Below are 12,353 nucleotides of genomic sequence, written 5' to 3' on the forward strand. Positions count from 1 at the left end.
TTAAAGCTGAAACAAGAGAAAGCCATGCGTACTGATGAATTATTACAACTAGATATTAAACTCCTTGTCGCTTTTCATACCATTATTGAAGAAGGCAGCGTATCTAGAGCAGCAGAACGTCTAGGTGTCACTCAACCCGCCTTAAGTAAAAGTTTGCAGAAACTTCGCTCTGTTTTTAATGATGCACTTTTCTCTCGCCAAGCTTATGGTCTTAGCCCGACCGCCCGGGCATCTGAATTACATTTACAAATTGAACCGATACTGCATTCGCTTTCCTCTCTAACAAGCCCACCTAAGTTAGACTTATCTGAATTACACAGGCATTTTTGCCTGCATATTCACGAAAGTGTGCTTGCCAGTTTTATTGAGCCTCTGTTATCTGAAATATATAACGAAGCCCCCAATGTTAAGCTTTCCATTTCCAATTGGGGTACACAAAGTTTTTATGAGCTAAACCAGTCTACGGTTGATTTGGGCATAGGTATGATTAACGGCACCCCCAATAATGTGCGCTCAAAGTTAATTGGCCATATTGAAGGCTGTATCTTAATTAGCCGAACTCACCCTCTTTTCCATAAGGATAAGTTTGAAACGGAAGACTTAGTGAATTACCCGTTAGCTTCGCACCATATTCAGCGCCATGCTATGAGCCCTTCCATCACTCTACAAAAGTTACAGCAGCAAGGGTTTGATATCATGCCAAACCTAGAAACGGAGAGCTTGTTGGCCGCCATGAAGGCAATCAAAAATGGTATGACCTTGGTAACAGGTTATGCAACCGCCAATCTAATGATGGATTTTATGGCGAGCTCAGGTAGAGGAGATGATATTAAGCTCATGCCTCTTCCAGAAGACATAGTTAAGTTAGACCCATACGATAATCAGCACCCAGTGCAAATGTGTTGGCATGAAAGAAACAACAATGATTTGTCTCACAAATGGCTAAGAGAGAAAATTGCCAACCATATGAAGAACTCACCTTGGATGATTAACAAGCTGATAAAGCATATCTAACTAGGGAACCTGCGAATAAACCCTCCCACCTCAGCGTGTGGATAAAAGCCCCTATATTTATGATGAGGGACATTTAACAATTTATATAAAATTCGACTTACTGTTTCCCAAATGGCAACAGTAAGTTATCTCTTTTCTGGCTTATCCTACCTTACTAATCCACTTACAATTCACCTATTCAAACATAGGATGTAACAAGGTGAACAAAACATACTCTTACGCTACGATAGCGTTATTTTCGGGTGCCCTTCTAGCGCTCATGATCCAGTTAAATTCACAGCTTGCCTTACTCAATTCCCCCCTTGAGGCATCATGGATTGCTCATGGATTAGGGGCTTTTTGTGCATACGCTATATTGCTAATCATTGGCACAAAAAAGCTTAATGCAGGCGCAATAAAAGACGAAAAAGCTAAATGGTACAGTTACTTAGGTGGTTTGCCTGGCGCTATGACAGTCATGCTTGCAGCTGTTACTGTGAATTCCGAATTAGGCCTTGCTGGCACTTTATCCTTGGCCTTATTAGGGCAAATTCTATTTAGTTTAATAGTGGATAGTTTTGGCCTATTCAATAGCCCAAAAAGGCGGCTTGGTTGGCACGATGTAAAAGTAATTTTCCTCATTTTAAGCGGCAGTATGCTCATCATTTTTGCAGGTAATTCTTTATGAGTTTATTGATCCTCTTAGCCTTAACTAATGGTCTCTGCATTGGTTTAAGTCGCAGCCTCAATGGCCAATTAAGCCTACATAAAGGGCCATTTAAGGCATCATTTTATAACCATATTTTTGGCTTTCTATTTTTAAGCTTGATTCTTATTTGCCTAGATACTGAGTTGAGTAGCCTAACACCAGCATGGCACAAGGAAACCTGGTATTTATTTTTAGGCGGTGTCATTGGTGCTTTTTATGTGGCACTCAATAGTTATGTTTTAAATCAGCTAGGGGCGATGAAGGCGGCACTACTTGTCATTAGTGGGCAGATGGTGACGGGAGTATTATTAGATATTGTATTTAGTGCTAGTCTAGATAAGCTTTTCCCTTATGTTCTGCAAGGGCTAGGTATCATATTCATTATTTTGGGAGTGAGACTTTCTCAAAAAAAGCCGAAGGAGATAATTAAGGAACCTGCGAATAAGTCCTCCGCCTCAGCGTGTGGATAAAAGCCGCTAGATTTATGGCGAGGAGCGCAACTTAATAGTGATTCTATTGATAAGGTTCTCAACATAAAGATAGGGCTTTTAGACCACGCCCTTCGGGTCTTTGAAGAATACCTAAACGGCATTTCAGAAAAAGTAGCACCCTGTGTTGTCACTTCTCGAAAGGTACCTACATTACGTCAAAATAACTCCTTGCGTGATACGTTTTCCCATATACCTTAGAAGAGCAGACTGAGAAGAGGTGACTTAATCGCAGGTTCCTTAACAAGCGACATCCTTGTCACTCATAACAAGTTAATCTTGGCTCTCGTCTTCTAGCTCTCTAATCCAATGAAAGCGTGGTATCTCTTCACCACCCACTTCCACGCTTTCTACAAACATGGATAAAGGGCGAGCCCACCAACCATAATCACCATAAAGTGCCTGATAAATCACCAGTGACTCTTCTGTCTCACTGTGTTTTACCACCTTATCCACTTTATACTCGGCGCCTTTATAATGACGATAAATGCCTGCTTTAATCTCTGCACTCATGCTTTTCAATCTCTTCTAATTTATATTTCAGCAATTAATTATGTATTTAAGACAAAAAAAGTCCCTTTTTAAGAAAATTTTGTCGCAAAAACAAAATTAGCCATCTTCTTTACTTCAGCCATTTCATCAATAATAAAATAACTAATCTGCTCTTTTACCCTATTGATCTTGTTTTTCACAATAAGGAAAATTTATGTACCTAGTTCGTCCAGTCGACTTTGCTGATTTACCAGCATTAGAAAGATTAGCGCAACAAGCGGGTATTGGAATCACCAATTTTCCGGCTAATCGTGACAGACTCAATGACAAAATAGCGTCCTCACGTCGTTCTATGCAACAAGAGGTGGTACAACCGGGCGAAGAATCCTACTGCTTTGTGTTGGTAAACACCAGTAATGATGAAATTGTAGGTGTCTGCGGTATCGATGCCATGGTGGGAACAGATGCCCCATTTTACAGCTACCGTATTGACGAAGTTGTCCATGCCTCACCGCAATTACAAATCCACAATCGTATTCCGGCTCTCTTTTTATGCCACGACTATAGTGGAACAAGCCGCCTAGTCGCATTGATTGTTGACCAGCAGCACCAAACGCATGAAACCATGTCGCTTTTATCTCGTGCTCGTTTGCTTTTCATTGCACAACACCAAGAGCGTTTCACTTCCAAGCTATTTGTTGAGCTAAGAGGTGAAAGTGATCAAGCAGGCTACTCTCCATTTTGGGACTCACTAGGCAAGTACTTCTTTAGCATGGACTTTCAAAAAGCCGATTATTTATCCGGTGTGAGTAATAAACACTTCATCGCTGATCTAATGCCAAGATACCCAATTTATGTCCCTACCTTGCCAGATGCTGCACAGCAGGTAATAGGTGTTGTACATGAAGATTCAGAAAAAACTAGCGACATACTTTTAGAAGAAGGATTCAGCTTTAAAGGTTATGTGGACATTTTTGACGCCGGCCCAAGTGTTGAAGCAAGAGCTAGCGACTTAAGAACCATAAGTAACAGTCAGTCCACTGGCTTTAACACGGATGTCATAAAAAATGATTCATCCTTACACATAATAGCCAGTGGTGAACTAGAAGAATTCAAGGTAACTCTGGCAAACGCCAATTACCAAAAAGATACCGAGTCACTCTCTATCTCTTCAAAGGTGCAACAAACCTTGCAAATGAAGGAAGGAGATGAAGTGCACTGGGTACCGATTTAATAAAGTTTCTTTAGATAAAAAAATTTACCGAATCCCTTTTTAACCCATGATTAAATTTATAGAGGCCTAATCTTATGATGGTCATACGCCCAATCGCTAAAACAGAGCTAGATTCCCTATACCAGCTTGCAGATAAAACTGGTGTTGGTTTTACTTCTCTAGTACCTGATGAAGCGATTCTGAAAAATAAAATCGAAGTATCGAACCAATCATTTGCTAAAGAGACCATTGAAGGTCCAACAGACGAGAGTTACTTGTTTGTTCTAGAAGATACTGAAACTGGTGCTATCGTGGGTACCAGTGGACTGTTAGCAACCGTCGGCCTAGACGAGCCTTTCTACAGCTACCACCTAGGTAAACTGGTTCACTCTTCACGTGAACTTGGTGTGCACAACATAATGCCAACCTTGGTATTAAACAATGACTACACAGGTTTGAGTGAAATCTGCACCTTGTTTTTAGAAGAAGGCTACCGTCATTCTAAAAATGGCCAACTGCTATCTAAAGCACGCTTCTTGTTCTTAGCACAATTCCCTGAGCGCTTTACTAACAAGATTTTCGCCGAAATGCGTGGTGTCAGTGATGACGAAGGCCGCTCACCACTTTGGGAGTCTTTGGGTCGTCATTTCTTCTCCCTTGATTTTAAAAAGGCAGATGAGCTTACCTCACTAGGTAGCAAACAATTTATCGCTGAATTGATGCCAAGTAACCCAGTTTACACCGCTTTCTTAAGTCAAGAAGCGCAAGACTGCCTAGGCCAAGTACACCATAAAACAGCGCCTGCTTTACGTTTGCTACAGCAAGAAGGCTTCTGCTACGAGAACTATGTAGACATCTTTGATGGTGGCCCAACCGTTGAAGCCCATGTTCCAAACATTCGTGCTGTACGCGAGAGTCGTCTATGTCTAGCGACAATTACAGATGAAGCACAAGAAAAAGAAGGCACCTACTACCTAGTATCTAACTCTAAGTTAGCTGACTTCCGTTGTATTTTGATTCAACGCAACAGCACCCCTGGAAGCACACTAACACTGAGCCAAGAAGAAGCTGAACATCTATGTGTTAATAACAAAGAAGCCGTTCGTATTGTCGAGCTGTCTCCTGCTAAACCATAACAATTTATAAGGATTAAGATAATGACTATGAAACAAGAACACTTTATCAATGGCCAATGGGTTGCAGGTACAGGTAATGCTTTTCAATCGATTGATCCAGCCGATGCCAGCCTAGTATGGGAAGCAAAAGCAGCAGGTCCAGAACAAGTAGATGCAGCACTTAAAGCAGCCCGTAAAGCGTTTCCAGCATGGGCAAATTCAAGCCTTGAATACCGTTTAGATATCATTAAAAAATTTGCTGAGAAAGTAAAAGAGAACACAGACCTTTTGGCGACATTGATCAGCCGCGAAACAGGTAAGCCTTTTTGGGAAACAAAAACAGAAGTTGCGACAACCATAGGTAAAGTGGGTATTTCTGAGAAGTCTTACCACGAACGTACTGGCTCAAAAGAAACGGCTATGCCAGCAATCGGCGGTTCTAATGTAAGTGCTCACCTACGCCATAGACCACACGGTGTTGTTGCTGTATTTGGCCCTTACAACTTCCCTGCGCATCTGCCAAATGGTCATATCGTACCCGCTCTCATCGCTGGTAATACCATAGTGCTTAAGCCAAGTGAGCAGACACCAGCGGTGTCAGATTTGATCATCCAACTATGGCAATCTGCTGGCCTACCTGATGGCGTACTTAACCTAGTACAAGGTGAAAAAGAAACCAGTATTGCGCTAGCGAACCATGATGAGCTTGATGGCCTATTCTTCACAGGTAGCCCAGAAGTAGGACATATTCTACATAAAGCATATGCAGGTCACCCAGGTAAGATCCTAGCCTTAGAAATGGGTGGTAATAACCCACTGCTTGTATCTGATAAAACCCAAGACCTAGATGCTGTCATTCATGAAATCGTTCAGTCTGCTTTCCTATCTGCAGGCCAACGTTGTACTTGTGCACGTCGCCTTCTAGTACCAAACAATGCGCACGGTGAAGCAATTCTAGCTAAGCTAGTTGAGGTCACTAAAGGCTTGAAAATTGATCGTTTTGACGCTGAAGACCAACCTTTCATGGGGCCATTGGTTTCTGTTCAAGCGGCTGACAATATAGCGACAGCCTTTGCTCGTTTAGTTAGCCTTGGTGCTAGCACACTCTTAAAAGCTGAGCGTGGTGAAGAGAATACAGGCTTTATCTCTCCAGGTATTTTAGATGTCACTGAGCTTGCCGCTAAAGGTGAACTACCTGATGAAGAGTACTTCGGCCCGCTACTAACTGTTGTACGTTATGAGGATATGGATCAGGCAATGAGCTTAGCGAATGCCACTAAATTTGGTCTATCTGCCGGTATTTTGTCTGATGATAAAGCTGAATATGAGTGGTTCTTACAGCACTCTCGTGCTGGCATCATCAACTGGAACCGTCAAACAACAGGTGCTGCGGGTACTGCGCCATTTGGTGGAACGGGTGCCAGTGGTAACCACAGATCAAGTGCATATTATGCGGCTGATTACTGCTCTTACCCAGTTTCAAGTATTGAAGTAGATGCGCTGACCGTGCCAGAGAAACTTGTACCAGGCATTGCCCTTTAAGGGCAGTGCAGGTTTGACAGATAAGACATAACAAACAAGTGTTATTAAACACAGAAAAGAATTAAGCAAAGGTAATTAGCATGTCGGCAATTGAAGCAAATTTTGATGGTCTAGTGGGGCCAACTCACAACTATGGCGGTTTATCATTTGGTAATGTGGCCTCTTTAAACAATCAGGCTCAAGCCTCTAACCCAAAAGCGGCGGCTAAACAGGGCTTGGTAAAAATGAAAGCTTTGGCAGATATGGGCTTTGTTCAGGGTGTACTTGCTCCTCATGAACGACCTCATATTCCGACACTAAAATCACTTGGCTTTACAGGCACTGATGCTCAGATTTTGGCACAAGCAGCCAAAGAAGCGCCTCACCTATTAGCCGGTGTCAGTTCTGCCTCTTGCATGTGGACAGCCAATGCGGCAACGGTATCACCCAGTGCCGACAGCGCTGATGGTAGAATTCACTTTTCACCTGCAAACTTGGTGAACAAGTTCCACCGTGCTATTGAGCACCCTGTAACAGGCGCTATTTTGCAGGCGACTTTCCCTGGCGATAAGCACTTTGCTCACCACAAAGCCTTGCCTAGCATGGATCACTTTGGTGATGAAGGTGCCGCTAACCACACGCGTTTTTGTGATGAGTATGGCAATCAAGGGGTTGAGTTCTTTGTTTATGGTCAAGAAGCTTTCAATGCTGCAGCAGTAAAGCCAAGCCGCTTCCCTGCAAGACACACGCTTGAAGCGTCTCAAGCTGTGGTACGTCGCCACGGTTTAAATACGACAAATACTGTTTATGCTCAGCAAAACCCTGCTGTCATCGATGCGGGTGTATTCCACAATGACGTGATTGCTGTGGGTAACCGTAACGTGCACTTCTACCATGAAGAAGCCTTCCTTTCGAGCGCGCAAATGCGTCAAGATTTAGAAGCTGCGTGGGCAGGTAAAGCAGGCAAACTACACTTTGTTGAAGTAAAAAGCAGTGAAGTCAGTGTTGAAGACTGTGTTAAATCTTACCTATTTAATAGCCAGTTAATCAGCCGTGGTACTGACGATATGATTATTATCGTACCAGGTGAATGTCAAAACAATTCCAATGTTTGGGCTTACCTTGAAGCGTTAAAAGCAGGCCCTAGCCCAATTAACGAAGTACAAGTTTACGACCTTAAACAAAGTATGAGTAATGGTGGTGGTCCTGCATGTTTGCGTCTGCGTGTCGTTTTAAACGAAGCAGAAAGAGCGGCAGTCAATCAGTCTTGCTTGATGAATGACGATCTATTTAATCGTTTGAATACTTGGGTAGATAGTCATTATCGTGACAGTTTATTAGAAGCGGATCTTGCTGATCCTCAACTATTAATCGAAACACGTACCGCTTTAGATGAGCTCACTCAGATCATGCAACTTGGGTCTGTTTACGACTTCCAAAAAGCTTAATCTCGTTTTTCCTCTCATCAGAAAAGGCACAATTTCTAAGAAGTTGTGCCTTTTTTGTAGAAGTAATCATCCGATTGCATCGTATGAAACAGCACACAAATATCGGTATCTGAGGCAATATTAGGTGTCACTAATTCGGTAATAATACGTGCTACCTCTTCTTTCTGCTCTTGGGTGCGTTCGAACCATGAAACATCAAAAAATGGGTAAGCGGTACTCGCGCCACCAGCAGCTAAATAGGTGGTAGCTTGATACTCTAATGTGAAGTGTGAAGCGGGTATATTAAGATAATGAGAAATGGCTTTAATAAGAGGCTCAGAGATATACTCAAGATCCTCAAATGCCATTCCTCTAACACGTATATGGGGCATGAAATTCCTTTAATAGAGCCTTATTAGACTCTTACTTGATAGAGAAACAACACAATAAGTTAACTAATCGATATACTCAAATGAATGGGATTCAATCACACTGCCATTTTGCACTATATCAACCGCCCAAGTGCCATCAAAACCTGGCAATAAACGTTTACTTGACCAAACACGCCAGCGATCACCGCCAATATTGAACGGGATTTCAGCCATAACATCACCGTCTAATGTCCAACGGTGGACAACCTGATCACCAGACATATCTCTTAAATCTGTATAAAAATAAACCTTCTGAATACCACCATATTGAACTTGGATAGTAGGCCCAATCTTATCAATTGGTTCACGCTCAATAACATCATTAGTAAATTGCGCTCTCGCAATCGAAGCGGCCCAAGAAGGCATGGGTAGGGTTAATAACACACCACTCAACACCACAAGCTTTACGATTGTACGTAACATAATCAATCCTTTTGTAGAAGAAAAAAGAAGGTTAAAAAATGTCAAAGAAAAAGGGTAAGACCATTAGAATTTAAACCTAATAGCAGTTTAATCGTCTTGGTGAGTAGAAGTCTAGCTGAAAGATGCCTCATTTAGTCTCTTTTGTTTACACTCAGTTACGAGATCAAAAAATACAAGAAACTAAAGGAGGCTCTAAGAAAGTTTAAATATGCAGAATATTACGCGTTTCTATCCGCAAGAGGTGTTGAAAAGGTGTATTCCATATCCCAAGGAAAGCGAATCCAAGTATCTTGGCTCACTTCGGTCACAAAGGTATCAACCAGTGGTTTACCAGCAGGTTTAGCAAAAATAGTGGCAAAGTGTGCTTTTGGTAGCATCTCTCTCACCACTTGTGCAGTACGACCCGTATCCACTAGGTCGTCAATTAGCAGCATGCCTTCACCATCACCTTCAACCCCTTTCAAGATTGTCAGCTCACCTTGTTCGTTAGCTTCCTTACCAGAAGAGTCATAACTTGCGATACAAAGAGTATCGATTAGACGTACATCCAGTTCACGACAAATAATTGCAGCAGGCACTAAACCTCCTCGGGTAATGGCAATAATGCCTTTCCAAGGTCCTTGCTCTAATAAGCGCCAAGCCAATGCTCTAGCATTACGGTGTAGTTCATCCCAAGACACTGGGTAATCTTTTGAATACGGGTTCATGCTTAGCTCCTACCAATCTAGGTTGTCAATTAAGGGAAATAAGTTTTCATTTCACCTCATAAAATGAAGAGCGCATTCTACCCAATTGGCTGGCTAATTTGTATTCTTTTAAAGCCTCATTTGAGCTTTAACGGCAAGCCAGCGCAGACAAGCTCTACCTGTTCACTTAGGCGAGCTAACTCTTGATTTAATAAGCCAGCTTCATCACCAAAGCGTCGCGCCATGGAATTCATAGGCATAATGCCAGCACCTACCTCACTTGTAATACAAACAAGTTTCGCCTTGCTAGTATGAATCGCCTCTAAAAACGCGGACTTATGCTTATCAAAAGCAATATCATCTTCTAGGCAAATCAAGTTGGTTAGCCAGAGTGTCATGCATTCAATTAAAATCACCTTATTTTGATTTTCTGGAGCAAGTAGCACGGAAGCAAGATCAAAACTTTCCTCCACCAGCAACCAATGTTCAGGTCGGCTATTTTGATGCTTTTCAATGCGCTCCTGCATCCCCTTGTCTAGCGCTTGAGCCGTTGCTAGATAAACCACTTCTCTAGCTTCAGCATCTGCTAAATTTTGCGCTAAAATTTGTCCATGAGCGCTCTTGCCACTGCGCACACCACCAATGACTAAATACTTCACTCTACTTCCTCCACTTGGCTGGCACTTTGAGCTTGTCCATTTAATAAAGCTTGCTGAACACGCGTGTTAATTAAATCGAACTCAGCATCAGCTGGTAAGGCAAACCTTATCCAAGCATCACCCAAACGCACATGTATGGACAAAGCTTGTAACCACTCAAACAAGACCTCTGCTTCATCACTAAACAAGGTATAAAAAAGTTCACTTTGCTGCCAGCGAACGGGCAAAGATAGGGAGCTAAAGAACTGATTTATTAAAGGCTTAATCTCTTGTTCAAAGCGTTTGCTACGACTCGCTAAATCTCTACTAGCTTGTATTTGCCAAGCAACATCTTTAAGAGCTTGGCTTAGTAACCAAGCAGCAGGTGTCGCAATAGGCCAAGGACCAGTGACGGAAGCCAACCCTTTTAAAATTGACTGGCTAGCAAAACAAAAGCCGACTCTGGCTCCTGGCAAACCAAAAAACTTGCCCACTGAACGCAAAACAATCAAGCAAGCTGGCCATGCTTTATCTTGATAGTACGAAAGCAAACTCGCACCGACCACACCATCAATAAAAGCTTCATCAATAATGATATAGGATTCACGCACTTGTGCTGTTTCAATCAAGCTTAGTAATTCAGCTAAGGTTAATTTATTGGCACTTGGGTTATTAGGTTGAATCAAGACTAATACTTGCCAACTTTTTACAGCGAGATCCTGAGTATTATTGTAGGTATCTACTGCATACTGCCATTTAGTCCAAGCAAAGCCATGTTCTTGATAGCCTACCTCTGGCACTAGAATCTGAGTTTCTGTACGTGCATTAGCGGCAAATAATAAGCTAGGTAAAGCCTCAATCGCCTGTTGTGTACCAGCAATGGGCACAAAGTTATTCACACCATAATAACTTGCCGCCGCTTGGTTCAAACCATCAAGATCTGGTAACTCATGCCAAAGAGAAACAGGCACCTCAGGCACAGGCCAAGGGTGTCGATTTACCGCAGAGGATAGGTCTATCCAAGAGCTTTTAATATGTGAAGAGTCACCTAAAGAGCGACGAAGCGCCAAGAGATTACCACCATGTTTAGGCTTCTCTAAGCTCAGATCTAGTTCATTATTCATATCTTCTACTGACCAAAGGTCGAATTAAAACTTATAAGGGGAAAGCGATATTAAAAAAGCGCAATAAAGGCAACAAACAAAAACCAAAGGTAGAGGGTCTTATCAACCAGAGCGATAGATCTTGCAAGATCTTTAGCTTGAGGTGCTTGTCCTTTGCCTAAAACAGGGCGAGATTCAGTTTTACCAAAATAAACAGCCTCACCACCAACAGCCAAGCCTAAAGAAGCAGCGCCCGCCGCCATGACAGGGCCTGCATTAGGGCTTTTCCAACTGGCTTCTGGCGCGCTTGCCGCCTGCATTGCATTCGAGTATTTACCACACAAAGCATAGCTAAATACCACCAGCTTGGCGGGAATATAATTAAGCACATCATCTACTCTTGCAGCACACCAACCAAAATGTAATAGCTTACTTGTTTTGTAGCCCCACATGGCATCTAGGGTGTTAGCAAGGCGATACAAAATTGCCCCCGGCACGCCTAAAATCAAAAACCAAAAAATAGGAGCGAACACAGCATCACTGCCATTTTCTAAAACAGATTCAATGCCTGCTTTGGCTACTTGTTCTTCATTCAGTGTTTGAGTATCTCGACTCACAATATAAGAAACGGCAATACGTGCCTGCACTAGGTCTCCTTTCATCAAAGGCTTGGCAATAGCAAGTCCATGCTCCCTTAAGCTTTGCCAGCCAATGCTAAAGTAAACAATGACAACCGCTAAAGCATTTAGAATCAATGTCGGCAGTAGGTGCTCAAGCAGACTCCAAAGCAGTAATAAAGGCACCACAGCCAACAGCCAAGCAAAGACACCAAATAACCTTTGACTGAATACGGACCAACTTAGGGGTAATTGACACCAAGCTTGGCATTGATCAACCCAACGGCCAAAAGTAATAAGAGGATGCCAAGATTTTGGTTCGCCCAAAACTCGGTCAATGATAAGAGCAAGTAAGAGAATAATAGCGCTAGTAAAAAAGGTATCTGTCATCTTTCAATCTTAATAGACCCCTGTGCGATTCTTAAAATGGGTCATGGGAATAGGTGATTTTTTCAATCAGGAACATACGTTAGATGGTAGAATTCTACCACCTTATT

The 12,353-nt window shown here is 42.4% G+C and carries 14 protein-coding genes; 7 read left to right on the forward strand and 7 right to left on the reverse strand.

All coding sequences use genetic code 11. The annotated features are described in order from the left end of the window. The first annotated feature begins 24 nt into the window (after positions 1-24). The 3 genes from OA91_RS09670 to OA91_RS09680 all read left to right on the forward strand — a co-directional run bounded on the left by OA91_RS09670 (position 25) and on the right by OA91_RS09680 (position 2,172). On the forward strand, positions 25-1,014 hold the full coding sequence (locus OA91_RS09670) for a LysR family transcriptional regulator (protein ID WP_063338126.1): 990 nt from the start codon (positions 25-27) through the stop codon (positions 1,012-1,014). A 199-nt stretch (positions 1,015-1,213) separates the two neighbouring features. Beyond that, positions 1,214-1,681: a DMT family transporter gene (locus tag OA91_RS09675; protein ID WP_063338061.1), complete on the forward strand. Its 468-nt coding sequence runs from the start codon at positions 1,214-1,216 to the stop codon at positions 1,679-1,681. Then, a complete protein-coding gene (locus OA91_RS09680) occupies positions 1,678-2,172 on the forward strand; it encodes a DMT family transporter (RefSeq protein ID WP_063338062.1) in 495 nt (164 codons plus the stop codon). Before OA91_RS09675 ends, OA91_RS09680 begins: the two co-directional genes overlap by 4 nt. A 291-nt stretch (positions 2,173-2,463) precedes the next feature. On the opposite strand, the gene OA91_RS09685 is transcribed toward OA91_RS09680, so the two are convergent. Then, positions 2,464-2,703 (reverse strand): DUF1653 domain-containing protein, encoded by a 240-nt coding sequence (locus OA91_RS09685; protein ID WP_063338063.1) that lies wholly within the window; start codon positions 2,701-2,703, stop codon positions 2,464-2,466. A gap of 193 nt (positions 2,704-2,896) precedes the next feature. On the opposite strand from OA91_RS09685, the gene OA91_RS09690 reads away from it, so the two are divergent. The 4 genes from OA91_RS09690 to astB all read left to right on the forward strand — a co-directional run bounded on the left by OA91_RS09690 (position 2,897) and on the right by astB (position 7,979). Then, positions 2,897-3,916: an arginine N-succinyltransferase gene (locus tag OA91_RS09690; protein ID WP_046015713.1), complete on the forward strand. Its 1,020-nt coding sequence runs from the start codon at positions 2,897-2,899 to the stop codon at positions 3,914-3,916. A gap of 74 nt (positions 3,917-3,990) precedes the next feature. Then, a complete protein-coding gene (gene astA, locus OA91_RS09695) occupies positions 3,991-5,031 on the forward strand; it encodes an arginine N-succinyltransferase (RefSeq protein ID WP_046015712.1) in 1,041 nt (346 codons plus the stop codon). A 27-nt stretch (positions 5,032-5,058) separates the two neighbouring features. Continuing rightward, complete coding sequence (astD, locus tag OA91_RS09700) at positions 5,059-6,552, forward strand: succinylglutamate-semialdehyde dehydrogenase (protein WP_197477785.1); 1,494 nt, start codon at positions 5,059-5,061, stop codon at positions 6,550-6,552. 80 nt (positions 6,553-6,632) lie between these two features. Then, positions 6,633-7,979, forward strand: coding sequence for an N-succinylarginine dihydrolase (gene astB / locus OA91_RS09705; RefSeq protein ID WP_063338065.1), 1,347 nt, complete (start codon positions 6,633-6,635; stop codon positions 7,977-7,979). Between the two features lie 35 nt (positions 7,980-8,014). Here the strand turns inward: astB and OA91_RS09710 are convergent, their stop codons facing one another. The 6 genes from OA91_RS09710 to cbiB all read right to left on the reverse strand — a co-directional run bounded on the left by OA91_RS09710 (position 8,015) and on the right by cbiB (position 12,246). Further along, on the reverse strand, positions 8,015-8,350 hold the full coding sequence (locus tag OA91_RS09710; RefSeq protein ID WP_063338066.1) for a DUF1904 family protein: 336 nt from the start codon (positions 8,348-8,350) through the stop codon (positions 8,015-8,017). Between the two features lie 63 nt (positions 8,351-8,413). Continuing rightward, on the reverse strand, positions 8,414-8,812 hold the full coding sequence (locus tag OA91_RS09715) for a DUF2914 domain-containing protein (protein ID WP_063338067.1): 399 nt from the start codon (positions 8,810-8,812) through the stop codon (positions 8,414-8,416). Positions 8,813-9,030: 218 nt separating this feature from the next. Continuing rightward, positions 9,031-9,519 (reverse strand): xanthine phosphoribosyltransferase, encoded by a 489-nt coding sequence (gpt, locus tag OA91_RS09720; protein WP_046015707.1) that lies wholly within the window; start codon positions 9,517-9,519, stop codon positions 9,031-9,033. A 116-nt stretch (positions 9,520-9,635) separates the two neighbouring features. After that, positions 9,636-10,157 (reverse strand): bifunctional adenosylcobinamide kinase/adenosylcobinamide-phosphate guanylyltransferase, encoded by a 522-nt coding sequence (gene cobU, locus OA91_RS09725; protein WP_063338068.1) that lies wholly within the window; start codon positions 10,155-10,157, stop codon positions 9,636-9,638. Continuing rightward, on the reverse strand, positions 10,154-11,260 hold the full coding sequence (locus tag OA91_RS09730) for an aminotransferase class I/II-fold pyridoxal phosphate-dependent enzyme (protein ID WP_063338069.1): 1,107 nt from the start codon (positions 11,258-11,260) through the stop codon (positions 10,154-10,156). Before OA91_RS09730 ends, cobU begins: the two co-directional genes overlap by 4 nt. A 50-nt stretch (positions 11,261-11,310) precedes the next feature. Next, positions 11,311-12,246, reverse strand: a complete 936-nt coding sequence (gene cbiB / locus OA91_RS09735) for an adenosylcobinamide-phosphate synthase CbiB (RefSeq protein WP_063338070.1) — start codon at positions 12,244-12,246, stop codon at positions 11,311-11,313. Positions 12,247-12,353 lie beyond the last annotated feature (107 nt).

The sequence above is a fragment of the Marinomonas sp. SBI8L genome, assembly GCF_001624705.1.
Lineage (GTDB): Bacteria > Pseudomonadota > Gammaproteobacteria > Pseudomonadales > Marinomonadaceae > Marinomonas.

Bases quoted from the DNA above. Each gene is read 5' to 3' on its own strand.
- gpt (WP_046015707.1), bottom strand. From the start codon at position 9,519: ATGAACCCGTATTCAAAAGATTACCCAGTGTCTTGGGATGAACTACAC.
- astD (WP_197477785.1), top strand. From the start codon at position 5,059: ATGAAACAAGAACACTTTATCAATGGCCAATGGGTTGCAGGTACAGGT.
- OA91_RS09710 (WP_063338066.1), bottom strand. From the start codon at position 8,350: ATGCCCCATATACGTGTTAGAGGAATGGCATTTGAGGATCTTGAGTAT.
- OA91_RS09670 (WP_063338126.1), top strand. From the start codon at position 25: ATGCGTACTGATGAATTATTACAACTAGATATTAAACTCCTTGTCGCT.
- OA91_RS09730 (WP_063338069.1), bottom strand. From the start codon at position 11,260: ATGAATAATGAACTAGATCTGAGCTTAGAGAAGCCTAAACATGGTGGT.
- astA (WP_046015712.1), top strand. From the start codon at position 3,991: ATGATGGTCATACGCCCAATCGCTAAAACAGAGCTAGATTCCCTATAC.
- OA91_RS09690 (WP_046015713.1), top strand. From the start codon at position 2,897: ATGTACCTAGTTCGTCCAGTCGACTTTGCTGATTTACCAGCATTAGAA.
- OA91_RS09715 (WP_063338067.1), bottom strand. From the start codon at position 8,812: ATGTTACGTACAATCGTAAAGCTTGTGGTGTTGAGTGGTGTGTTATTA.
- OA91_RS09680 (WP_063338062.1), top strand. From the start codon at position 1,678: ATGAGTTTATTGATCCTCTTAGCCTTAACTAATGGTCTCTGCATTGGT.
- OA91_RS09685 (WP_063338063.1), bottom strand. From the start codon at position 2,703: ATGAGTGCAGAGATTAAAGCAGGCATTTATCGTCATTATAAAGGCGCC.
- cbiB (WP_063338070.1), bottom strand. From the start codon at position 12,246: ATGACAGATACCTTTTTTACTAGCGCTATTATTCTCTTACTTGCTCTT.
- astB (WP_063338065.1), top strand. From the start codon at position 6,633: ATGTCGGCAATTGAAGCAAATTTTGATGGTCTAGTGGGGCCAACTCAC.